Consider the following 22900-nt stretch of genomic DNA (forward strand, 5'->3'; position numbering starts at 1 on the left):
GGAGACAGCAGATGGCCAGCTTTTTGTTCAAGCGTTTTATTGCGATGATTGCTACGATCTTAACGATTACGACTTTAACGTTTATTTTAATGAAGGTCATCCCAGGATCGCCTTTCAATGAAGAACGAAATACAAACGAAACCGTCCAGCGAAACCTTGAAAGCTACTATCACTTAGACGAACCACTCTATGTTCAATATGTCATCTATTTAAAATCCATTGTTACCTTTGATTTTGGTCCTTCCATTAAAAAGCCTTCTGAAAGTGTCAATGATCTATTGGCGAGAGGCTTCCCAGTCTCATTAGAACTTGGTCTTATCTCGATATTGATTGCTGTCATCTCTGGCATCCTGCTAGGGGTCATGGCTGCCCTCCGGCATAATGGTTTAATTGATTACATCGCCATGACCATTGCAGTTTTCGGTATATCCATTCCAAACTTTATCTTTGCTACCCTATTAATTCAGCAGCTTGCTGTCAATTTGAAGCTCTTTCCTACAGCGATGTGGACAAGTCCAATGCATATGGTGCTGCCTACAATCGCCCTTGCTGTCGGCCCAATGGCGATTATCGCCAGGTTAACGAGATCGAGCATGATTGAAGTGCTGTCACAAGACTATATCCGTACGGCCAAAGCAAAAGGGCTTTCTCCCTTTAAAATTGTATTTAAGCATGCGCTTCGGAATGCACTTTTACCCGTTGTAACCATTCTTGGAACACTTGTCGCAAGTATTTTAACAGGAAGTTTTGTCATTGAAAAAATCTTTGCTATTCCTGGGATGGGAAAATACTTTGTCGAGAGTATTAACAACCGTGATTATCCTGTCATCATGGGAACCACTGTTTTTTACAGCATTATTTTAATCACACTTCTCTTCATTGTCGATGTGGCGTATCGTCTCCTTGATCCGAGGATTCAGCTGCATCAGAAAGGAGGAAAGGCATGAGTATACACCTTCAGCATGATCCACCGAACAGGCATCCTGAAGTGCCAGACGAATGGTTTTCTCCACGAGAGCAAAAGAAAACAGAAGCCCATGCCATTAAAAGGCCCTCTCTTTCCTATTGGGCTGATACATGGAGGCGGCTGAAGCAAAATAAGCTTGCGATGTTTAGCCTATCGGTCTTGATTTTTCTTTTTGTCATGGCAGTCTTAGGCCCATTGCTTGCGCCAAATAGTGTGACAGAGCAGCGTCTTTCGATGCAAAATCTGCCGCCTTCGGCTGCTCACTGGTTTGGAACAGATGAACTTGGACGAGATGTGTTCACACGCACTTGGTACGGAGCCCGTATTTCATTATTTGTGGGTGTCATGGCAGCCCTGATTGATTTTGCCATCGGCGTGATTTATGGGGGCATAGCGGGCTATAAGGGAGGCAAATACGACCATGTCATGATGCGGATTGTCGAGGTGCTCTACGGACTTCCTTATTTACTCGTTGTCATTTTATTGATGGTGCTCATGGGGCCAGGGCTTGTCACCATTATTGTAGCGCTCACTGTCACCGGATGGATTGGAATGGCAAGAATTGTGAGAGGTCAGGTTCTTCAGCTGAAAAGCCAGGAATATGTCCTTGCCTCAAAAACCTTTGGTGCCAAAAGCCTGCGGATCATTCGCCGCAACCTGCTGCCGAATACGATGGGGCCGATTATCGTCCAGATGACCCTGACTGTGCCGACCGCGATATTTGCTGAAGCGTTCCTAAGCTTTCTCGGTTTAGGTATTCAAGCACCGTTTGCAAGCTGGGGCGTGATGGCTAATGATGCTTTGCCGACTGTGCTGTCAGACAATGGACATTGGTGGCGTTTATTTTTCCCGGCATTTTTTATTTCACTCACGATGTTTTGCTTTAACAATTTAGGTGATGGCTTGCAAGATGCGCTTGATCCAAAGATGAAGAGGTGAAGCGCTTTGAAAAAAGTTCTACAAATTATCGATCTGCACGTCAGTTTTCGGACATACGGCGGTTCAGTTCAAGCAGTACGCGGAGTGAATGTCGATGTATATGAAAAAGAAACCCTCGCAATTGTGGGAGAATCAGGCTGCGGAAAAAGTGTGACATCACAAAGCATTATGAGGCTTCTGCCTGCATACAGCGCGCAAGTCGATCAGGGAGAAATCTGGTTTCAAGACCGCAACTTGCTGTCATTATCTGAAAAAGAAATGCGCGCCATACGAGGCGTGGATATTTCGATGATCTTCCAAGATCCGATGACAGCACTCAACCCAACCTTGACAATAGGAGATCAGCTGATGGAGGCGGCGAAGGAGCATCAAAAGCTGACGAAAAAAGAAGTGAAAGAAGCCGCCATACAAATGCTTGATTTGGTTGGTATTCCGCAGCCAAAGGAGAGACTAAAGCAATATCCGCACCAATTCAGCGGGGGAATGAGGCAGCGGCTCATGATTGCCATGGCACTGATTTGTGAGCCAAAGGTGCTGATCGCAGATGAACCGACGACCGCGCTGGATGTGACCATACAGGCACAAATTTTAGAGCTGTTTAAAGAGATTCAGAGGAAAACAGGGGTTACCATTATCTTAATCACACACGACTTAGGGGTCGTAGCCCAAGTTGCCGACCGGGTAGCGGTCATGTACGGAGGGAAAATGGTTGAAACCGGAACAAGGCAGGATATTTTTTACAGTCCGCAGCATCCTTATACAAAAGGGCTCCTGCAATCCGTTCCAAGACTTGATATGAAAGATGAACTGATTCCGATTGAAGGAAGCCCGCCTGATTTATTTGCACCGCCAAAGGGCTGTCCGTATACCGATCGCTGCCCGGCTGCCATGAAAGTGTGTGATCATATCATGCCGCACGAAACGCAGCGGTCACCTACTCATACAGTGCATTGCTGGCTTCAGGATGAGCGAGCGAACCAAGCGATGTTATCTTCAACACAAAGGGGGAGTTTTTGATGAGGAAAAAAGGGTGGATCATCAGTATTTGTTTGTTTATCATCATACTGCTCGCTGGATGTACAGCCAATGAGCAAGCAGGTAAAGGCTCATCAAGCAATAAGGATGAAAAGAAAGTATTAACCTTAAATAACGAAAACGAACCGACGTCATTTGACCCGCCGATTGGTTTTAATAATGTATCGTGGCAAGGTCTGAATAACTTAATGGAGGGATTAACGAGACTGAATGAAAAGCACGAACCATCTCCTGCAATGGCGGAAAAATGGGAGATTTCAGAGGATGGCAAAACGTACACGTTTCATTTAAGAGACGGCATCAAGTGGTCGAATGGTGACCCAGTGAAAGCGAGTGACTTTGAATATGCGTGGAAGCGTCTGCTTGATCCGAAAACAGGCTCATCTGCATCCTTCTTAGCATACATGATTGAAGGCGGAGAGGCATTTAACAGCGGAAAAGGAAAGAAAGAGGATGTAAAAGTCAGTGCTGAAAATGACAAAACGCTAAAGGTCACACTGGCATACCCGCAGAAATCGTTCTTAAATATGACCGCAAACCCTGCCTTTTTCCCTGTCAATGAGAAGGTAGCAGAGAAGGATCCAAACTGGGCAAAGGATGCCAAAACCTTTGTTGGGAATGGACCGTTTCAGCTGACACAATGGAAGCATGATGAGAGCTTCACTATGGAAAAAAGTGAGACGTATTGGGACAAAAAATCAGTCAAGCTGGATCAGGTAAAGTGGCTGATGATCAGCGATCGAAACACTGATTATCAAATGTATCAATCGGGAGATTTAGATACTGCCTTCGTTCCAGCAGAACAAAGTGAAAATTTGCTGAAAAATAAAGATGTGCAAATTGAAGATCAGGCCGGACTGTTCTTTTATCGTCTGAATGTGAACATGGAACCTTTTCAAAATAAGAACATTCGCAAAGCCTTTCAAATGGCGATCAATCCGCAAGATATCGTGGATTATGTAACGAAAAATAAAGAGAAGCCAGCCCGCGCCTTCGTTTCACCGGGGATTCTAGATTCAAAGGGTGATGATTTCAGAGAAGCTGGCGGCGATCTTGTCAAACAAGATACGAGTGAAGCTGCGAAGCTATTAGAAAAAGGGCTGAAAGAAGAAAACTATTCAAAGCTGCCGCCCGTCACATTAACATATAGCACAAAGCCTGAGAATAAGAAAAAAGCTGAAGCCATCCAGCAGCAATTAAAAGAAGCGCTGGGTGTGGACGTGAAGCTTGCAAACATGGAAGCCAATGTATTTGCAGAGGATCAAAAGGCGCTGAAATTCCAATTCTCGCAAAGTTCATTTTTAGCAGACTATGCAGATCCGATCAATTTCCTAGAGAGCTTCCAAACAGGGAATGCGATGAACCGGACTGGATGGTCAAACGACACCTATGATCAGCTCATTAAAAAGGCGAGCCAGGAAGCAGATGAACAAAAAAGAAACAGCATCCTTCATGATGCAGAGGCACTTCTCATTGAAGAAGCACCGATCATTCCAATTCATTTTTATAACCAAGTGCATTTGCAAAAAGAGGGCGTGAAGGGAATTGTCCGCCACCCTGTTGGGTATATCGATTTGAAATGGGCACAAGTAGATGGAGAGTAATTGAAGGAAATGAGGAACACGGACGCTTTGAACAAAAGTGTCTCAGCGCGCGGACAAACCCTCGCATTCTTTGTCAGTCCTGCGCTCGGTGCTCACGAATGTCAAATTCGCTCCGATCCGATGCTCGTCCTTCCTAGGGCTGCAAAGGTTTTCAGGTCACGCTGAATAGAAGACAAAGGGCTAAAATAAAGATCATTTTAGCCCTTTGTCAACAATATGGGACGCTTTGAACAAAAGCGTCTGTTCCTTTATTTGTTCATGTTATGGAGAAGATGCCCATAGATTGTAAGAAATAAAGAGAAAGAGGGGATTGGCATGAACCAGCTGCCAGCGGCGCTTCAAACAGGGGATACGGTGGGGGTTATCGCACCAGCAAGCCCGCCTGATGAATTGAAATTAGCAAAAGGGATTGCCTTTTTAGAAAGCCTTGGGCTGAAGGTGAAAAAAGGGAAGTATCTTGATTCCCGGTACGGATATTTAGCAGGTCGTGATCATGAAAGAGTGGAAGATCTTCATGGCATGTTTCAAGATCCAGAAGTCAAAGCGGTTATTTGTGCCTGCGGAGGGTACGGAACTGGAAGACTTGCGGAAGTCATTGACTATGATCTCATTCGCCGGAATCCAAAAATCTTTTGGGGTTATAGTGACATTACGTTTTTACATACGGCCATCCAGCAGCAGACGGGTCTTGTGACTTTTCATGGTCCAATGCTTTCCTCTGATGTGGGACTTGAAGAGGTCCATCCGTATACGAAGGATACCTTTTTGCAGCTGTTCACGCCGAAGGCCTTTACGTATTCGCATCACTTGTCACCTCTTCATACCTTCTACCCCGGCACCGCTTCAGGGGACATCATAGGAGGGAATCTTGCCCTCATCGTGACAACACTTGGCACACCTTTTGAAATTGATACGAAGGGAAAGCTGTTGTTCATTGAAGATATTGACGAAGAGCCTTATAAAATCGATCGCATGATGCAGCACCTCACCTCTGCTGGAAAATTGGATGATGCGGCTGGATTCATCATTGGCGATTTTCATCAATGTGAACCAAAAAAGAAAGACCAGTCCTTAACCTTGGAACAGCTGTGGGAAACCTATATTGTGCCGCAAAAGAAACCCGCACTCGGTGGCTTTCGGATCGGTCATTCATCACCGAACTTTGCCATTCCGATGGGCGTGCAGGCTGCACTAGATGCGGTAGGGAAGAAACTGCACATTTCTCCAGGCGTTGCAGCGAAAGAGGCGATTAAATGAAAATTGTGGATGTTCGTACATGCAGAACGAGTGTGCCGCTAAAAAAGCCTTTCAAAACCGCTTTAAGAACGGTGTATGACGCAGCATCTCTGATCGTCATCATCACATATGATCAAGGTGACGTCAGCTACGGAGAGGCAGTTCCCACATCGGTGATTACAGGAGAAACGCTGGAAAGCATCGACTATGCCATCTTTGAAGTGATCAGACCCATTTTGCTAGGGGCTTCCTTGGCAGAGTATGAACAAATCTTTTCTGCTATGAACCGCGTGCTCGCAAGCAACACAAGCGCAAAGGCTGCAATCGATATGGCCATTTATGATGGCTTAGCAAAGCAGGCAGGACTTCCGCTTTATCAATACCTTGGCGGATATCGTCATCAGCTCGAAACCGACTATACGGTCAGTGTAAACCGGCCGCTTGAGATGGCGGAAGATGCGAAGCAATACGCAGCCGAAGGCTTTCAGACGTTAAAGGTTAAAGTAGGAAAAGATGATATACACACGGATATTCAGCGGATCAAGCGGATTCGAGAAAAAGTCGGTCCGGATATTCAGATCAGGCTCGACGCCAATCAGGGCTGGACGTGGAAGGAAGCGATCACAGCCATTCGAAAAATGGAAGCGCTGAATATTGAACTAGTAGAACAGCCAGTGCCGAAAGAAGATATTGAAGGGCTGCGCCGTGTGACAGAAGCAACTGAAACACTGATTATGGCAGACGAAAGCATTTTCAGTTTTCATGATGCCATTAGGGTGCTTGAAACGAGAAGCTGCGATCTGATCAATTTAAAATTAATGAAATCAGGCGGCATAAAAGAAGCATTAAAAATCAATGCCCTAGCCGAAGCATACGGTGTTCAGTGCATGGTTGGCAGTATGATTGAGTCAAAGCTTGGCATTACAGCTGCGGCACATTTCGCCGCAAGCCAGCCGAATATCACCCGCTGCGATTTTGATGCCCCGCTTATGCTGAAAGAGGACTTGATAGACGGAGGAATCGTGTACAAAGGAAAAGACATATTTTTACCGCTGCATCATGGGTTAGGCATTCAAGGGGTGAAAGGAGTCTCATGATGATATACGAATCAAAGGTTCCAGTCGCTAACGTATGGACAGCGCCGCATTCGCCGAGAGAAATCGATCAGAAGGTACTTCAGGACTCCATCAACATCAAAGAGTGGATTGACCAGCAAACATATGAAGAAAAGCTGGCTTTATGTGAAGAAAATTTGATTCAATCTCAAATACTGCTCGGCGAACGAGTGATTGGATTAGAAGAGACAGATGGCTGGATAAAAGTCGTCATACCGCAGCAGGCCAGCCGGAAACATCCAGAAGGCTATCCAGGCTATATACCTGCTGAGCAATTAAACCAAGTAACTGAGGGAAGTGCGTCAGCTGTATCTCTTATCGTTTGTCAGAAAAAAGCCACGCTATATCAAAACGGGGAACCAGATATGGAGATTAGTTTTTTAACAGAGCTGGCAGCAGCCAAAGAAACTGATGATCAATTTCATGTTGTCACCCCAGTAGGAATAAGAGAAATCAACAAAGCGGATGTACGCCCAGGCTCACATGCTTTCTCTCTGACAGGCAAAGATGTCGTAGACGCAGGAAAACAATTTATAGGCCTTTCGTATTTATGGGGAGGCATGAGCAGCTTTGGCTATGATTGTTCAGGCTTTGCTTACAGCATGTACAAAGCGTGCGGATATCTTTTGCCGAGAGATGCAAGTGACCAAGCTGTTCAAGGAACGCCGGTTACATCAAGCCATTTAGAACAAGGCGACTTGCTGTTTTTTGCAAATGAAAACGGAAAGGGAGCGGTCCGCCATGTAGGGATCTACGCTGGGAACGGGATGATGCTTCATTCGCCTAAAACTGGCAGACAAATAGAGCTTCTCTCCCTTTCTGGCACTTCATATGAAAAGGAATGGGCAGGTGCAAGGCGGTATTTACCAAGCGAGAGGAGGAGCGATCATGACAGTTGAACCACTCTTACAAGTAAACAACCTTAAAAAACATTTTCATCTATCGAAAGGGAGAACCTTAAAAGCGCTGGATGGTGTCTCTTTTCAGCTGAAACAAGGAGAAACCTTTGGTCTCGTTGGTGAGTCTGGCTGCGGCAAATCCACACTTGGAAAAGTGCTCATGCGTCTTTATGAACCTACAGATGGTGAAGCCTTATATGAAGGGAAAAGTCTTCACCACCTTTCTAAAAAAGAATCATTTGATTTCAACCGGCAAATGCAAATGGTCTTTCAAGATCCGTATTCCTCGTTAAATCCAAGACTGTCAGTAAAAGATATTATGCTGGAGCCAATGGAGATTCATCAGCTTTATGGCAGTCAAAAGAAAAGGATTGCCCGCGTGAAAGAACTGCTTGAAGCGGTAGGATTAAGCTATGATTTTGCTACCCGCTATCCGCACGAATTTAGCGGGGGACAGAGGCAGAGAATCGGCATTGCAAGAGCACTTGCCTTAGCGCCAAAATTTATTGTGGCAGATGAGCCGATTTCTGCACTAGACGTCTCTGTCCAAGCGCAGGTCGTGAACCTGCTGAAAAAACTGCAAAAAGAGGAAGGATTAACTTTTCTTTTTATTGCACATGACTTGTCCATGGTGAAATATATTAGTGACCGGATCGGTGTCATGTATTTAGGTCATCTCGTCGAATTGACGACGAGTGATGCATTATATCAAACACCGCTTCACCCATATACACAAGCCTTGCTGTCTGCCATCCCCATTCCAGATCCTGACGTAGAGGACAAGCGCAAAAGGTTTATTTTAAAAGGAGAAATTCCAAGTCCAGTGAACCCGCCAAGCGGCTGTGTATTTCGAACACGATGTCCTGCCGCGATGGATGTGTGTGCTGAAAAAAAGCCGACATTACAAGCGGTGGAAGAAGGACATGAAGTCGCCTGTCATTTATACAATAGAAAATAGGACAAGCCCGATAAAAAGCCAGCAAGTAGACAAACTGTTCTACATGCTGGCTTTTTTAGTGGATGAACGCCGAATAGGCAATGTACAGCATCTGAAAGAGCCGCCAGATTTAATAATTTCCGAAAAGTCCACTTTAATAACGGTGTACCCGTGAGCGGTTAATAAAGCATTTGTTTCTTGGTTGCTGGGCAAGCTGATCACTTTTTTCTGCCCAATGGATAAAACATTTGGTCCAAGTGTGAATTGCTCTTGTTCGCTGATTTCAATCAAATCATAATACGTTTTGAGCAGCTGGAGATCCTTTTGCTTGAACGCTTCAGGATAAATGATTATCTCGTCATGAGACAGAGTATTCATCACACAATCAAGATGCAAAATGTGAGGAGGAAGGTGAATCGGAATGATGTCATGATCCGGCAGTTCCTTTTTTAGCTGGTAGATAGCGGCTGAACTAGTTCTTTTGCTCGTGCCAACAAACACACGCTTCTGATCCACAAGCACATCGCCGCCTTCAATCGTTCCGTCTGTCAAAGTGACAGCTGACCACCCTTTTGCGTGTGCCCATTCTTTTAGGTATTGTTCTTCCCCTTGCCGAACCGGAGCGGCCATACTTGAAACAAACAGTGTCTGTCCAATCGTAAACCCAATATCCCGAGTGAAGACTTGCTCAGGGAAGCGTTCATTCGCCGGGAGCAGGATAGGCCGTACTTGATGATCTTTAAGGGTTTGGATCAATTGCTTATGCTGAGCGACTGCTTTCATTTGAGAAATATTTTCTTTCGCAAAATGTTTCTGGGTTTCGTTAATAATTTGTTTGATTTCCATATAAATAGGACTGCATAAAAGAACTTCTTCTAAATCGTCGTATTCACTCATGCATTGCGGCATTTTGTATAATTGCTCTGCTCTCATAGAATCCATCAAATGGCCTCCTTGTTCATTCATAGTTCTATTATTCCTTCTTCTAGCCATGGTTGAAACATTTCCGAAAGAAAATCTCTCACATAAGACTAAAGCAAAAAGTTTAGACAAACCTAAAAGAATAGTGTTTAATAAAAGTCGTTCCGCATCCACGAAAACAGCAAGAAGGAGCTATGATGATGAGTGAAGAAAATTTCAAATACTGCAAGGAATCGAAAGTTGTTAAAACCAGCAGGGTATTCCCTCTCGATACGAATAACCACCAAACGTTATTTGGCGGGAAATTAATGAGTTATATAGATGACATTGCCTCCATCTCGGCAGCAAGACACAGCCGCAGTGAAACGGTCACAGCTTCAATGGATTCTGTTGACTTTTTAGAGCCGATTGGACAAAAGGAGTCAGTATGCTTGGAATCCTATGTCACATGGGTGGGCACGTCTTCTATGGAAGTGTTCGTCAAAGTCATTAAAGAAAACTTGATGTCTGGAGAGCGCAGACTCGCAGCGACTTCATTTCTGACATTTGTCTCATTAGATGAAAACGGAAAGCCTAAACGAGTCCCGCAGGTGATGCCGGAAACAGAGGAAGAAATCATGCTTCATCAAACAGCGAAGCAGCGGGCAGAGGAAAGAAAAAGCCGCCGAAAGCATAGTAAGGCGCTTGCTGACGCACTTGGGACAGATAAGCCTTGGGCGTAAAAATCACCCTTTAAGCGGTGATTTTTTTCTGTGCCAGTATCTTGCATGGCAAGATAGTGTATGATAAGATAAAGCTATCTTGTGATGCAAGGTACTGGAATCGGAGGAACAATCATGACAACATCCACACAAATGCTAAAAGGAATTTTAGAAGGCTGTCTGCTGTCGATTATTTCTGAGGGCGAAATTTATGGGTATGAAATGACGAAGAAGCTCGCGCATTATGGGTTTGATCAAATTAGTGAAGGCAGTATCTATCCGATTTTGCTGCGTATGCAAAAGGAACAGCTGGTGACCACCGTTACAAAAGCGTCAGCGAGCGGTCCGAAAAGGAAATACTATACGCTCACACAAGCGGGAGAACAAGCGCTCACAGAGTTTATTGAGCGCTGGAATGAGCTTTCAAAAAATGTAAACCGCTTATTACAAAAAGGGAAGTGAGATTATGGTATCAAAAGAAACAAGACACATTCTACTAGAGCTGCAACTTTATCTCATATCAAAGGGAAAAAATCAGGATGAAATCGATGAGCTGATGGATGAACTGACAGCACATGCGGTTGAGGCTGAAAAAGACGGCAAAACAGGTGAGGATGTGTTCGGCGGAGATCCGCGGAGCTATGCTGATGAATTGGCAAAAGAGCTGTCAGGAAACCATAAAGACTGGGTGCCATTCGTCAGTGCTTTCTTAATTGGATCGCTTTTTTATATGATCTTATCAGATGCAATCAGCCAAAACTTATCCTATTCTTGGTTTGCTTTAATTGGATATCCGCTCGTATTAGTGGCCAATGTCATCATGATCATTGTGATGTTTAGAGCGTCTGCCTTTCAAACAAGCAGCCGGGTATTTCTTTACTTTTGGATGTTAGGAATCTTTCAGCTGACAGCGATGGTGACAATCAAACTATTGGATCAAAAGATCGGCACACCACTACTTGTCCTTACTTCTGGCCAGAGGTGGGGCGTCATTCTGCTCATGCTGCTATGCATCGTAGTATTCAATGCAATCTTAAAGGCGAATGTCGTTTCATTGATTCCGATTATCTTTTTCGGACCGCAGCTCATCTTCGAATGGATTGGCTGGACGTCACCAAGTGTGATTTTGCTGCAAAGTCTGCTATCTATTGTGATTTTAATAGGGCTTATGCTCATTGTCCTGCGCCGGGCAAATAAGAAAAATGAAAATACGAATGTAAACTGAGCACATCTCATACGATGTGTTTTTCTTTTTCTAAAAAAATGTAGAAATGGAATTGTATTTTTCATTACAATGGGGAGAGGACAAAAATGAAAAGGGGTTCTGTTTTTGGATATCGTATGGGGATATGTACTCGTCTTTGTATTGGCTGCTTTGCCTTTTTTTGAAGTGATTGGTGTCGTTCCATTCGCAATCTTAAGTGGGCTGCACCCTGTGACAACGGCTGTAATTGGATTCATCGGCAACTTTCTCACAGTTTTGCTTCTCATTGTGTTTGTGGACCGGTTTAAAGCATGGTGGTTAAAGAGAAAAGAAGAGAAAGGTGATGAGAAAGGAGAGAAAAAGCAGCTGCGGGCAAGAAAAATTTGGGAACGATACGGTCTGCCTGGATTAGCGCTCATTGGTCCTTTTATCATCGGCAGTCATTTAGCGGCCTTGATGTGCATGAGCTTTGGAACGAAAAGAAAGCAAGTCGCGGTGTGGATGACCGTCAGTTTAATGATGTGGACAGCGCTGGCTGCAAGTTTAACCGGTGCGGGCTTCCATTACTTTGCCCCAGATTCAAATGGATTGTTCGGAGATATTTTTAGCAAGTAAAAAAGGGGGGATCATCAATGACAGTTCAATCAAGAACAGTACTAGAAACAGAGCGCCTGAAACTGAGAACGATGAATGAACATGATGCGTCATTTTTATATGACGAGCTGTTCCAAGATGAAGAAGTGATGAAGTATTATCCTTCTTTGAAGGATGAACAGCAGACAAAAGAGTGGATTGCATGGAATCAAAAAAATGACCGCATGTACCACACCTCGCTATGGATCATTGAAGATAAAGAAACAAATGAACGTCTTGGACAAAGCGGAATTGTTCTGCAAAATATCGAAGGACAAACGGAGCTTGAGATCGGATATATGCTAAAGAAAGCGGCGTGGGGGAATGGCTATGCTGCTGAGGCTGCAAAAGGCTGCCTTACCTATGGATTTGAAGAAATGAAGGTCAGACGGATGGTCAGCCTAATTCGTCCTGAGAATGAAGCTTCGGTGAAGGTCGCTTTAAAAATGGGCATGAAAAAAGAAAAAACCATTTCAAAATGGGACCAAATCATTGATGTATACAGCATTACCCGTAACGGAGAAAACGGCTCGCTTACCGATTAAGCAGAGCCGTTTTTTTATGCACGCTGTTCTAACTGAAGCAAATATTTCTTCCGTTCAATCCCCCCGCCATAGCCTCCAAGCTCACCACTTGTTTGAATCACGCGGTGGCAGGGAATGATAATCGCCAATTGATTCGCACCATTTGCATTACCAACGGCACGAACCGAATGCGGATCGCCCAGTTTCGCGGCTAGATCACGATAGGATCTCGTTTCGCCTGCTGGAATGAGTGAAAGCTGCTCCCACACCTTCATTTGAAAAGGGGTGCCATGTAAGGAAAGCTGTACAGTAAACTTGGTCAGCTTTTTCTCAAAATATAAAGCCAATTCCTTTGCTAATTGCTGATGGACGTTTGTTTCTCCAACTAAAATGCGGGCATGATGCTTCTTTCTTAATGTTTCAATTTCTTTTTCGAGTCCCCGCCTGTCCATAAACTCCAGTAAATACACATGTGTGGCATCTGTCACACTCATCATGCGCCCGATCGGTGTAGAAATAAAATTAGCATAAAGAATGTGAATCTGCGCTTTTTTAGGGGGATTTCCCATGATTTTCGTAAATGCATCATTGAAGGCGCTTGAAGATTCATAGCCGAAAGTGACCTGCTGATCGATTACTTTTTTTCCGTTCAAAATTTCTTTAAAGGCAAGTCCCATTCGGCGAGATCTTGCATATTGTACAAAGGTCATGCCGTAAATGTCTTTAAATTTTCTTCGAGCTGTGGCAGAGTGAATCCCTAATTGGCGGAAGTCCTCTTCCTTCCAGCGTTTCTCAGGATTTTTTTCTACTGCTGAAACGAGTGTTTTGACTTCTTCAGGAATGCTGTTCGGGTATGTTAATGGTGTGCAGCGCTTGCAAGGGCGATACCCTGCCAGCAGTGCTTCCTCCGCTGTAAAGAAAAACTCACAGTTTTCAAATTTTGGCTTTCTGGCCGTACATGTGGCATGACAGAAGATGCCAGTTGTCTTAATACAGGCAAAGAATGTGCCGTCATATTGCGGATTCTTGTCAACAAGTGCTTGATAAAATTCATGTTTTTGTTCATCGGTCATCATCATATGAATCCACCTCTTAATTTTCTATAAAATGTTTTTCAGCATTATTTGGAGTACAACGGATGATCTGTAAATGCATCATCCTAAAGTTGAACGTTCATCACATCAATCTGATTTTATTATATCAGCGGTGTGATCGTTGCCGTACCCGGAATAGATCCTTCTCCCTCGTATAACAATCAAGCATCATTCTCCTTCTTTTCTCATTTTTCACTTCCTGTTTTAGTTCATATATTTTAGCTGCTTCTGTTTCATTTCTTCATAAAATGCTTCAACTTCTTGTTCGTAAAGTACGGTCTCCATGTCCTTGTATTTACGCTTAATCGTCAATGTCATAAAAAATAAATGAATTGTCATATACGCTCGTTTCCTTTCAGTTCGCAGCATGTGAAACAGCCCGCAGATCTTCTTTATCAGTTGACCTGTTTCTAACCCTTAGTATACGGAGGTCCCATAAAATTTCTTTCGAAAAATGAACAAGTATATTTACGTGTGGCAAGCAAAGCGGTAGACCGGTATTTCGGGGTGTGATACAATTTTGACACACAGAATCTGCTTTAAGTCAGATCTGTTTATTAAGAATTGGTTTTCTAGGGTTCCGTGCGGGTGGCGCAGTCTGGACCGAGAGAAAACACATAAGGTCTACAAAATAGACCGTATGTACACGGAGGGATAAAAGCCCGGGAGATTTGATCAAACGATCGATTTCCGGGCTTTTTTTGTTGGTTGGAATCGTTCAGAAAGGAAGGATTAGATGAAATGGGGAAATGTCTTTATTGCGGCGATCTTTGAAGTCGGCTGGGTGATGGGGTTGAAATATGCTGACTCTTTATTGGAGTGGGCCGCAACCATCGTTTGTATTGTCGTCAGCTTTTATTTACTCCTGAAAGCCACGACTGTACTGCCAGTTGGCACACTTTACGCCGTTTTCACCGGACTTGGGACAGCAGGTACTGTCATAGTAGGTATGGTAATGGGTGAGCCGGTACAGCTAGTGAAATTACTTTTAATCATGGTGCTTTTAAGCGGTGTATTAGGGCTCAAACTGACCACGGGTGAAAAGAAAGGGGAGACTGAATCATGAGCTGGCTTTTACTCATTGGTGCAGGCATTTTAGAAATGCTTTGTGTCACCATGATGAATCAATTCCAGAAAGACCGGCATGTCAAATGGATTTTATTCATTGCAGCTGGATTTTCGCTGTCCTTTCTCATGCTCTCTCTTGCGATGAATACAATTCCGATGGGAACGGCATACGCCATTTGGACTGGCATTGGAGCTGCTGGAGGAGCCATTGTCGGCATGCTGTTTTACGGTGAGTCGAAGGACGCAAAACGTATTTTCTTTATCGCACTGATTTTATCTGCGGCGGTCGGGTTAAAAATCATTGAATAAGAAAAGGGTGGCATCTGTCTGCCAGCCTCTCGATGTAGACAAACCCTCGCATTCTTTGTCAGGGCTGCAAAGGTTTTCTATCACGCGTTAAAAGTAGAAAAAGGGCTCAAATAAAAATCATTTGAGCCCTTTTTTGTTACATCGAATGATGATTGGAATCGTTTTCATTTTTGCGGTAAAGCTGACTCACTAGAAGAAAACAGACACCAAATGTGAGTAAAGGAATGAGTCTCTCACCGGCTATAAAAAGATAAATACCTGTGATCAGACATACGATGCCGAGCCAAAAGCTCACTTTACCAAACAAAGTCATGCTTTTCATCTCCATCACTCCTTTTGTGATAAAAGGTCTACTCATATTATATCACGCTAGGTGCGAAATTGAATGAATATTCAATAAAAAATGGACTCTTCATTGCTTTTTCTCTTTCCAGTCCAGTATAATATTTCATTAGAATGAAAACGTAAATGAGGTCATGATACATGAGAACATTGATTACAGAGAAACTTGAATTACACAGACAAAAGCACGAGCAAAAAGGCAGATTACTTGTCAGCTGCCCGGATCAGCCTGGTATTGTATCAGCTGTTTCTTCCTTTTTATTTGAGCACGGAGCGAACATCATTGAATCGAGCCAATACACAACCGATCATGAAAGCGGCCGGTTCTTTTTAAGAATTGAATTTGATTGGAAAGACATCTCGGCGAATATGGATCAATTGAAAAATAGCTTTGAGCCAATCGCAGCATCATTTCAAATGACGTGGAGCATGTCGCGTGCAAGTGAGCTTAAAAAGCTGGCAATCTTTGTCTCAAAAGAGCTTCATTGTCTGCATGAGCTTCTGTGGGAATGGCAAAGCGGAAATTTAATGGCTGAAATCGCAGTTGTGATCAGCAATCATGAAACGGCAAAAGATACAGTAGAATCGCTTGGAATCCCATTCCATTTTGTAAAGGCGAACAAAGACATTCGCAAAGAAGCTGAAAAAGAGCAGCTCGCCTTATTAGAAAAGTACGACATTGATGCGGTTGTGCTTGCCAGATACATGCAAATTTTAACGCCTGGATTCATTGAAGAGCATCCGAACAAAATCATTAATATTCATCATTCCTTCCTGCCAGCATTTATTGGTGCAAACCCCTACAAGCGGGCATATGAGCGGGGAGTCAAATTAATTGGTGCGACTTCTCATTATGTCACCAATGATTTAGATGAAGGACCGATCATTGAACAGGATATTGAGCGTGTAGATCACCGGGATGATGCGGAAGCCCTGAAAAATATTGGCCGGACAATTGAGCGCAGTGTGCTTGCACGTGCTGTCAAATGGCACCTTGAAGATCGAATTATTGTTCATGAGAATAAAACGATTGTCTTTAATTGACCGCTTGACTTTTCTTTAGCAATTGGTGATAATATAAAAAAATTAACGAGCGTTGAAAAGGAATAGTAAGCAGGAACTGATGCGTAAAGAGAGCAAATGATGTGCTGAAACATTTGCCGCAGACAGCTGCTGAACCTGCCCTTTGAGCCTTAGAGGAAAAATCTAAGCGCGTGCCTGGCGTTACAGGAGTTGAGTGGAATAAGCAGATCGCATGCTTATTCAATGAAGGTGGTACCACGGAAAATCCCTTTTCGTCCTTTACATAAGGAGAAAAAGGGATTTTTTTGTGCCTAAAGGTATAGCGGAGGGAATCAAGGATGAAAAAGCAAAGGATCGTCATAAAAATTGGCAGCAGTTCATTAACAGAGCAAAAAGGAGCCATTGATGAACAAAAGATGCGGGATCATGTAAGAGCCATCGCAAAGCTCAAAGAAGCAGGTCATGAAATCATTTTAATTTCGTCAGGAGCCGTTGCAGCAGGATTTGGCAGCTTAGGCTATCCATCAAGACCTGTGACCTTAAAGGGGAAACAGGCAGCTGCCGCCGTTGGTCAGGGCTTGTTAATGCAGAAATATACAGAGCTTTTTTCACAGTTTCACATGACACCTGCTCAAATGCTTTTAACACGTAATGACTTTTCAGATCGAACAAGATATCGAAATGCTTACGCAACGATGATGGAGCTGCTGGAAAGAAAGATTTTGCCGATCATAAATGAAAATGATTCAGTCTCCATCGAGGAGCTTACCTTTGGGGATAATGACATGCTGTCAGCTCTTGTCAGTGGATTAATCCATGCAGACCAATTGATTATATTAACAGACATCAATGGCATTTATGATGCAAATCCAAATGAGCATCCTGAGGCGAAGCGGTTTGATGTCCTGACCCACATTTCAGAAGAATTGTTTTCATATGCAAAGAGCACCGGTTCAAAGGTTGGAACAGGCGGAATGAAATCGAAGCTGTCTGCTGCACAAACGGCACTTTCACTTGGCGTGAAAGTCTTCATTGGCACAGGCACTGGGGAAGACAAACTGCTTCGCATTCTTGCGGGGCAAGGCGATGGAACGTATATCGGTGAACAGGACTTATCAGCCGTGAACAACCGTCGTCAATGGATTCAATTCCACTCACCGGTCTCTGGAAAGATCATGATTGATGCAGGAGCAGAAGCGGCGATTTTGCATAATGGCAGAAGCCTTCTTCCGGCAGGAGTCATTGATGTCGCTGGTGACTTTTCTAAAGGAGAAGTCGTAGAAGTCGTCGGTCCAAACGGATTAGTTGGTAAGGGACAAACCTTGTACGCCTCCGATGAGCTTCTCGGCATTAAAGGAATGCGAAGTGACGAGCTTTCAAAAGAGAAGCCTGAGGTCATACACCGAGATCACTGGGTACAGCATGTACAAAACTGAGGAGGGAATACGATGAATGAAGTTCTTGAAAAAGCAAAAAAAGCAAGTGCAGCCAAAGATCAGCTGCTTCTAAAAACGACGGAACAAAAAAATGCTGCCCTGCACGCCATCGCGAGTGCACTAAAAGCATCTTCAGCTTATTTAATAGAGGAGAACCTAAAGGATGTTCAGGCTGCTGAGGAAAAGCAGTTCACGCCATCTGTCATTGACCGGATCACACTCACGGAAGAGAGAATTGAAGCCATTGCAGACGCGACCCTTCAACTCATTCAGCTAAAAGACCCAATTGGTGAAACGTTAGAAACCATTCAAAAAGAAAACGGCCTGCTCATCGAAAAGGTCCGTGTACCGCTTGGAACGGTTGGAATGATTTATGAAGCAAGACCAAACGTGACAGTCGATGCTGCGACCCTTTGCTTGAAAACTGGAAATGCTGTGATTCTGCGCGGAAGCTCATCTGCTATTCATAGTAATAAGGCAATTGTAAAGGTGATTCATGAAGCGCTTCATACGACGGATATTCCAGTAGACAGTGTGCAATTGATTGAAGATACTGGCCGTGAAACGGCGAAAACGCTGTTCACCTTAAATGAATACCTGGATGTCCTCATTCCGCGCGGCGGGAAGAATTTAATTGATCTTGTCGTGAGAGAGTCAACTGTGCCGGTGCTTGAGACAGGTGCAGGAAATTGTCATATCTATATTGATGAAACAGCAAAAAACGAAATGGCTGAGCGGATTGTGCTGAATGCCAAAACCCAGAGACCATCTGTTTGTAATGCGATCGAGAGCATTGTCATTCATGAAACATGGGCAAAAACATACGGTGCTTCGTTATTTGAAGCCCTTCAATCAAATGGGGTAGAAATACGCGGTGATGAAGCCGTTTGCGCGCTTGCTCCTAGTGCTGCATTAGCGACAGCAGAGGACTATGCAACGGAGTTTTTAGCACCGATCGTCAGTATTAAAATTGTAGAAAACATAGAACAAGCGATTCAGCATATTCAAACATATAGCTCTAAGCACTCTGAAGCGATCATTACGGAAAGCGATGAGCATGCAGCCCTTTTCTTAACAGCTGTCGATGCTGCCGCTGTTTATCATAATGCCTCTACTCGTTTCACAGATGGCTTTGAGTTTGGCTATGGAGCGGAAATAGGAATTAGTACACAAAAACTTCATGCAAGAGGGCCAATGGGTCTGCCAGCCTTAACGTCTGAAAAATTTGTCATTCGTGGTCAAGGACAAATAAGAGAATAACGAATTTAAAAGAGAGTCTTGTGACAACAGGCTCTCTTTTTCCTTTCATTTTTGTATTTCTCCGGTCAAGTATGATAAAATATGGTAATGTTTTATATTTTGAGAAGATTGGAGAAGGCAACGTATGGCGAAAATCATTCCCTCTTCGGATATTGGAGTGAAAATCAACAAGTGGTATGAATTAATCCGCAGATTTGATTCAGAACAAGCAGAACAGTTAAAACAGGAAATTCGCACCTCTCTTGATTCAATGGAAGAAGATCAGAATTTGCTTCTCTATTTTTCTTTAATGGAATTTAGGCATGAAGTCATGCTCGATTATTTAAAGCCATTAAAGGAAGGAAAGCTTCGCGCCAACTTTTCCGAGCTTTCGAAAGAAATAGATGAGCATCAAACGCATGTCACAGGCATGCTTGAATACTACTATCATTTTTTTAGAGGCATGTATGAATTCGGGCGGAGGGAGTATATTGCTGCCATATCGTCTTATCAAAAGGCAGAGCACAAGCTTTCTTTTGTATCAGATGATATTGAACGTGCGGAATTTCATTTTAAAATGTCAGAAATATATTATCACATGAAACAAACACATATCTCGATGCACCATGCCAAACTAGCGCTGGATGTTTATGTTCAGCATGAACTGTATGCGCTTCGCACAATTCAGTGTGAATTTATTGTGGCAGGTAACTACGATGATATGAGAAGGCATGAAAAAGCATTACCACATCTCGAAAGAGCACTTGCGAGATCAAGAGAGTTTCAGAATGTGCGTTTTATTGCCTCCTCTTTGTTTAATATGGGCAACAGTTATTACCGAATGGGAGACTTGACCCGCGCACTCGAATTAATGAAAGAATCCATCTCGTTATTTGATCAAAATCAATCCGATCATCTTCGTCGATCTATAGACCCTCTTTATACAGCCGCTCAGATATTATACAAACAAGGAAAACACGAAGAAGCATTACACTACAGAGAAGAATGTATGAAGCGAGCAGAAGCTCTTCAAGATGACATTCATCTTCAGAAAACCATATTTCTAGAAGCATTGTATTTAAGACAAGATGCTGAGCATATCAAACGAATTTTCCATTTTTTAGAGTCTGTCTATGCATATCCAGATATAGAGGAGCTGGCATTAGATACCGCAAAGTATTATAATGAAATGGGGGATTATGAAAAATCTTCCATGTTCTATGGGGAAGCGGAACATGCTCGAATCTATATTCAGAGAGGGGATTGTTTATATGAATTTTAAAAAATGGGCAGTCGTCTGTACAAGCATCACCATTATGGCATTGTGGCTGGCAGCAGCAAATGCCGACCCAGATAACAGAAACCATACGCTGGAACAACCGAATCCGCAGCATGACACGATCTAAAGCCCTTGTTAAAGGGCTTTTTTTACTGCCTAAACACCATTCTGCGGGACATGCTCATAAAAAGGAAACGAGGAGGAAAACTTAAAAAAGAGTATTTATTGATTGACTCTACAATTTAAATTGTGTACAATTCAATTGTAGGAAATATTATTGGAGAGAAAGAGGGTTATATTCATGTCAGACGTTTTATTTACAGCAACGGTATCAGCTGTCGGAGGAAGAGAAGGTAAGGTTGTTTCAACAGATGGTGTACTTGAGCATGATGTAGCAATGCCTGGAACACCAAGAGCAAAAAAAATTGAAAAAGCAACAAATCCAGAGCAATTATTCGCAGCAGGCTACTCTGCATGTTTTGATTCAGCCCTTCAAATGGTAGCAAGACAAGAGCGTATCCGTTTTGAAAGTGAAGTAACAGCACATGTCAGCTTATTAAAAGACAGTTCAGATGGCGGCTTCAAACTAGGTGTTCAATTAGAAGTAAAGGGAACTGGAATTGAGCAGTCTGCATTAGAAGAACTTGTTCATAAAGCGCACGGCGTATGCCCATATTCAAAAGCAACTCAAGGAAACATCGAAGTAGAACTAGTAGCTGTCGCACAATAATAGATATCAATAAAAGGCTGAGGGAACATTCCCTCAGCCTTTTGATTGTGTTAAATTTTGCAAAAGCTCATGTAAAGAGGCACGCAGTGTTTTTAGCTCTTCTTCCGATCTTCCTGTCCCAGTCAGCATGTGAGACGGAATCGCAGTGGCTTTTTCTTTTAGCTGCTCTCCATATTCCGTTAAACGAATTTGCACAGACCGCTCATCCTCTTTCGAACGTTCTCGGATAATGAGTCCGTTTTGCTCCATTCGTTTCAGCATGGGCGTGAGTGTACCGGAGTCTAAATAGAGAAGCTCTCCCATCGTTTTCACATTTAATGTTCCATGCTCCCACAATAAAAGCAGTGCCAAATATTGCGGATACGTAATGTTTAATTCTTCTAACAACGGTTTATACTGCTTCGTCATCTCTCGTGAACTTGCATATAACAAGAAACAAAGCTGATTTTCCAGCTTCATATGTTCAAATTCATTTGTCATGTCAGTCACCAACTATTTTTTGTCATACTTATCATTGTATAAGATTTTCTTCTTTTTTAAAATAAATACAGACGAAAAATGAAAAATTCTTCAATGTGCCATAAATGTTTGAGAAATGAAGAGAACGTGAAAAGGATGAATAGATGAAGGAGGAGATGAAGATGAAACCATTATTCACAGCAAAAGTAAAGGCGCAGCATGGAAGAGCTGGACATGTTCGTTCAGAGGATGGTGTGCTCGATCATAACATTGTCATGCCTAACGCTAAGAAAGATGGAGAGACTGGTACAAACCCAGAGCAATTATTTGCAGCAGGCTATGCAGCTTGTTTCGGAGGAGCACTTGAGCAGGTAGCGAAGAAGCAAGGGATAGAAATAGAATCGGAAGTAGAAGGACATGTCAGTCTTTTAAAAGATGAAAGTGACGGCGGTTTTAAGCTTGGCGTAAAGCTGATTGTATCTGCGAAAGGTCATGATCATGACAAAGTGAAAGAGCTTGTCCATGCTGCACATGAATTCTGTCCATATTCAAAAGCAACAAGAGGGAACATTGAAGTAGAGCTTGAAGTGGCTGAATAAAAAAGTTTTCTATCACGCTGAAAAGAGAAACACCTGCTGATGAGCAGGTGTTTCTTTTTTAATATTCTTTCTTTTGTTCGTATGCTTCCCATGCTTCAAATGGCGCAAGGGTTTTTTGAGGTGTCAGCTTGTAAAATGGTATATTTCTTGATTCGTATTCTTTGTTGATTTCTTCATAAATAAATGAGTCATCAAAACCAGAATCCGCTGCATCCTGATGCCCAGCGGCAAAATACACAGCTTTTGGTCTAGCCCAGTAAATAGCGCCAAGGCACATCGGACAAGGCTCGCAGCTTGTGTATAGAGTGCAGTCTTCTAATTGGTATGTATTCAGCGTCTGGCACGCCTTTCGAATGGCTGTGACTTCAGCATGTGCGGTTGGATCATTTGCTGTTGTCACGTTGTTGCTGCCCTCTGCAATAATCTGACCATCCTTGACAATGACTGCTCCAAAAGGGCCGCCAGTACCACTATTGACTCCTTCTACTGCAAGATCAATTGCTCGTTGTAAAAAATCTTCGTGATTCATTGTCTTCCTCCCTTTGTTCGACTGACTTCTCTAGTATAAACGAATCATGCTAGAAAAGAAATCATCATAGCAGGAGAT

At 43.2% G+C, this 22900-nt stretch carries 28 protein-coding genes, 1 riboswitch and 1 other annotated feature; of the genes, 22 read left to right on the forward strand and 6 right to left on the reverse strand.

Going from position 1 to position 22900, the window contains the following annotated elements:
- The first annotated feature begins 11 nt into the window (after positions 1-11).
- From NSU13_RS06185 to NSU13_RS06220, 8 genes are all read left to right on the forward strand, one after another.
- A complete protein-coding gene (locus NSU13_RS06185) occupies positions 12-947 on the forward strand; it encodes an ABC transporter permease (protein WP_034281489.1) in 936 nt (311 codons plus the stop codon).
- The gene (locus NSU13_RS06190; RefSeq protein ID WP_034281490.1) at positions 944-1906 is read left to right on the forward strand and encodes an ABC transporter permease; all 963 of its coding nucleotides are present in this window, start codon (positions 944-946) and stop codon (positions 1904-1906) included. Before NSU13_RS06185 ends, NSU13_RS06190 begins: the two co-directional genes overlap by 4 nt.
- A gap of 6 nt (positions 1907-1912) precedes the next feature.
- Positions 1913-2923: an ABC transporter ATP-binding protein gene (locus NSU13_RS06195; RefSeq protein WP_044331813.1), complete on the forward strand. Its 1011-nt coding sequence runs from the start codon at positions 1913-1915 to the stop codon at positions 2921-2923.
- Positions 2923-4545 (forward strand): peptide ABC transporter substrate-binding protein, encoded by a 1623-nt coding sequence (locus NSU13_RS06200; protein WP_081124295.1) that lies wholly within the window; start codon positions 2923-2925, stop codon positions 4543-4545. Before NSU13_RS06195 ends, NSU13_RS06200 begins: the two co-directional genes overlap by 1 nt.
- A gap of 315 nt (positions 4546-4860) precedes the next feature.
- Positions 4861-5802, forward strand: coding sequence for an LD-carboxypeptidase (locus NSU13_RS06205; protein ID WP_342489941.1), 942 nt, complete (start codon positions 4861-4863; stop codon positions 5800-5802).
- Complete coding sequence (locus NSU13_RS06210; RefSeq protein ID WP_342489942.1) at positions 5799-6878, forward strand: dipeptide epimerase; 1080 nt, start codon at positions 5799-5801, stop codon at positions 6876-6878. The genes NSU13_RS06205 and NSU13_RS06210 overlap by 4 nt, the downstream gene beginning before the upstream one ends.
- Positions 6878-7795, forward strand: a complete 918-nt coding sequence (locus NSU13_RS06215; protein ID WP_327828151.1) for an NlpC/P60 family protein — start codon at positions 6878-6880, stop codon at positions 7793-7795. Before NSU13_RS06210 ends, NSU13_RS06215 begins: the two co-directional genes overlap by 1 nt.
- Positions 7785-8753 carry an oligopeptide/dipeptide ABC transporter ATP-binding protein gene (locus NSU13_RS06220; protein ID WP_041116397.1) on the forward strand — a complete coding sequence of 323 codons (969 nt, stop codon included), beginning with the start codon at positions 7785-7787 and terminating at the stop codon, positions 8751-8753. Before NSU13_RS06215 ends, NSU13_RS06220 begins: the two co-directional genes overlap by 11 nt.
- A gap of 39 nt (positions 8754-8792) precedes the next feature.
- Here the strand turns inward: NSU13_RS06220 and NSU13_RS06225 are convergent, their stop codons facing one another.
- Positions 8793-9674, reverse strand: a complete 882-nt coding sequence (locus NSU13_RS06225; RefSeq protein ID WP_061109735.1) for a dimethylarginine dimethylaminohydrolase family protein — start codon at positions 9672-9674, stop codon at positions 8793-8795.
- Between the two features lie 179 nt (positions 9675-9853).
- Here NSU13_RS06225 and NSU13_RS06230 point away from each other — a divergent pair, with 179 nt between their 5' ends.
- The 5 genes from NSU13_RS06230 to NSU13_RS06250 all read left to right on the forward strand — a co-directional run bounded on the left by NSU13_RS06230 (position 9854) and on the right by NSU13_RS06250 (position 12736).
- Complete coding sequence (locus tag NSU13_RS06230; RefSeq protein WP_008346212.1) at positions 9854-10375, forward strand: acyl-CoA thioesterase; 522 nt, start codon at positions 9854-9856, stop codon at positions 10373-10375.
- A 114-nt stretch (positions 10376-10489) separates the two neighbouring features.
- Positions 10490-10816: a PadR family transcriptional regulator gene (locus NSU13_RS06235; protein ID WP_061109736.1), complete on the forward strand. Its 327-nt coding sequence runs from the start codon at positions 10490-10492 to the stop codon at positions 10814-10816.
- Between the two features lie 4 nt (positions 10817-10820).
- Entirely contained in the window at positions 10821-11579 is a 759-nt protein-coding gene (locus NSU13_RS06240; protein ID WP_061109737.1) for a hypothetical protein, read from the forward strand.
- A 105-nt stretch (positions 11580-11684) separates the two neighbouring features.
- A complete protein-coding gene (locus NSU13_RS06245; RefSeq protein WP_025092307.1) occupies positions 11685-12173 on the forward strand; it encodes a small multi-drug export protein in 489 nt (162 codons plus the stop codon).
- 17 nt (positions 12174-12190) lie between these two features.
- Positions 12191-12736: a GNAT family N-acetyltransferase gene (locus tag NSU13_RS06250; protein WP_061109738.1), complete on the forward strand. Its 546-nt coding sequence runs from the start codon at positions 12191-12193 to the stop codon at positions 12734-12736.
- 14 nt (positions 12737-12750) lie between these two features.
- On the opposite strand, the gene NSU13_RS06255 is transcribed toward NSU13_RS06250, so the two are convergent.
- Positions 12751-13794, reverse strand: a complete 1044-nt coding sequence (locus NSU13_RS06255; RefSeq protein WP_061109739.1) for a trifunctional transcriptional activator/DNA repair protein Ada/methylated-DNA--[protein]-cysteine S-methyltransferase — start codon at positions 13792-13794, stop codon at positions 12751-12753.
- Positions 13795-14013: 219 nt separating this feature from the next.
- On the reverse strand, positions 14014-14148 hold the full coding sequence (locus NSU13_RS06260; RefSeq protein WP_073204910.1) for a YrzI family small protein: 135 nt from the start codon (positions 14146-14148) through the stop codon (positions 14014-14016).
- Positions 14149-14370: 222 nt separating this feature from the next.
- Positions 14371-14480: riboswitch (guanidine-I (ykkC/yxkD leader) on the forward strand.
- Positions 14481-14545: 65 nt separating this feature from the next.
- On the opposite strand from NSU13_RS06260, the gene NSU13_RS06265 reads away from it, so the two are divergent.
- Positions 14546-14875 carry a multidrug efflux SMR transporter gene (locus tag NSU13_RS06265; protein ID WP_041116412.1) on the forward strand — a complete coding sequence of 110 codons (330 nt, stop codon included), beginning with the start codon at positions 14546-14548 and terminating at the stop codon, positions 14873-14875.
- Positions 14872-15186: a multidrug efflux SMR transporter gene (locus NSU13_RS06270; RefSeq protein ID WP_024424636.1), complete on the forward strand. Its 315-nt coding sequence runs from the start codon at positions 14872-14874 to the stop codon at positions 15184-15186. The genes NSU13_RS06265 and NSU13_RS06270 overlap by 4 nt, the downstream gene beginning before the upstream one ends.
- 136 nt (positions 15187-15322) lie before the next feature.
- Here NSU13_RS06270 and NSU13_RS06275 read toward each other — a convergent pair whose 3' ends face one another.
- Positions 15323-15508 (reverse strand): hypothetical protein, encoded by a 186-nt coding sequence (locus tag NSU13_RS06275; protein WP_034281503.1) that lies wholly within the window; start codon positions 15506-15508, stop codon positions 15323-15325.
- 161 nt (positions 15509-15669) lie between these two features.
- On the opposite strand from NSU13_RS06275, the gene purU reads away from it, so the two are divergent.
- The 6 genes from purU (at position 15670) to NSU13_RS06305 (ending at position 21235) form a co-directional block, all read left to right on the forward strand.
- Positions 15670-16572, forward strand: coding sequence for a formyltetrahydrofolate deformylase (purU, locus tag NSU13_RS06280; protein ID WP_120207186.1), 903 nt, complete (start codon positions 15670-15672; stop codon positions 16570-16572).
- Positions 16573-16615: 43 nt separating this feature from the next.
- Positions 16616-16834: a binding site (T-box leader), on the forward strand.
- Between the two features lie 55 nt (positions 16835-16889).
- Positions 16890-17987, forward strand: coding sequence for a glutamate 5-kinase (proB, locus tag NSU13_RS06285; RefSeq protein ID WP_034281505.1), 1098 nt, complete (start codon positions 16890-16892; stop codon positions 17985-17987).
- 12 nt (positions 17988-17999) lie between these two features.
- Positions 18000-19247, forward strand: coding sequence for a glutamate-5-semialdehyde dehydrogenase (locus tag NSU13_RS06290; protein WP_034281506.1), 1248 nt, complete (start codon positions 18000-18002; stop codon positions 19245-19247).
- A gap of 124 nt (positions 19248-19371) precedes the next feature.
- Positions 19372-20508: a Rap family tetratricopeptide repeat protein gene (locus NSU13_RS06295; RefSeq protein ID WP_034281507.1), complete on the forward strand. Its 1137-nt coding sequence runs from the start codon at positions 19372-19374 to the stop codon at positions 20506-20508.
- On the forward strand, positions 20498-20632 hold the full coding sequence (locus tag NSU13_RS06300; protein ID WP_024424642.1) for a hypothetical protein: 135 nt from the start codon (positions 20498-20500) through the stop codon (positions 20630-20632). Before NSU13_RS06295 ends, NSU13_RS06300 begins: the two co-directional genes overlap by 11 nt.
- A 174-nt stretch (positions 20633-20806) precedes the next feature.
- Positions 20807-21235: an organic hydroperoxide resistance protein gene (locus NSU13_RS06305; RefSeq protein ID WP_041116420.1), complete on the forward strand. Its 429-nt coding sequence runs from the start codon at positions 20807-20809 to the stop codon at positions 21233-21235.
- Between the two features lie 33 nt (positions 21236-21268).
- Here the strand turns inward: NSU13_RS06305 and NSU13_RS06310 are convergent, their stop codons facing one another.
- A complete protein-coding gene (locus NSU13_RS06310) occupies positions 21269-21715 on the reverse strand; it encodes a MarR family transcriptional regulator (protein ID WP_024424644.1) in 447 nt (148 codons plus the stop codon).
- Between the two features lie 161 nt (positions 21716-21876).
- Between NSU13_RS06310 and NSU13_RS06315 the strand changes: the two genes are divergently transcribed.
- Positions 21877-22293, forward strand: coding sequence for an organic hydroperoxide resistance protein (locus NSU13_RS06315; protein WP_034281509.1), 417 nt, complete (start codon positions 21877-21879; stop codon positions 22291-22293).
- 58 nt (positions 22294-22351) lie between these two features.
- Here the strand turns inward: NSU13_RS06315 and NSU13_RS06320 are convergent, their stop codons facing one another.
- Positions 22352-22822: a nucleoside deaminase gene (locus NSU13_RS06320; protein WP_034281510.1), complete on the reverse strand. Its 471-nt coding sequence runs from the start codon at positions 22820-22822 to the stop codon at positions 22352-22354.
- Between the last annotated feature and the right edge of the window lie 78 nt (positions 22823-22900).

It is taken from the genome of Bacillus sp. FSL M8-0049 (assembly GCF_038593355.1).
GTDB lineage: Bacteria > Bacillota > Bacilli > Bacillales > Bacillaceae > Bacillus > Bacillus safensis.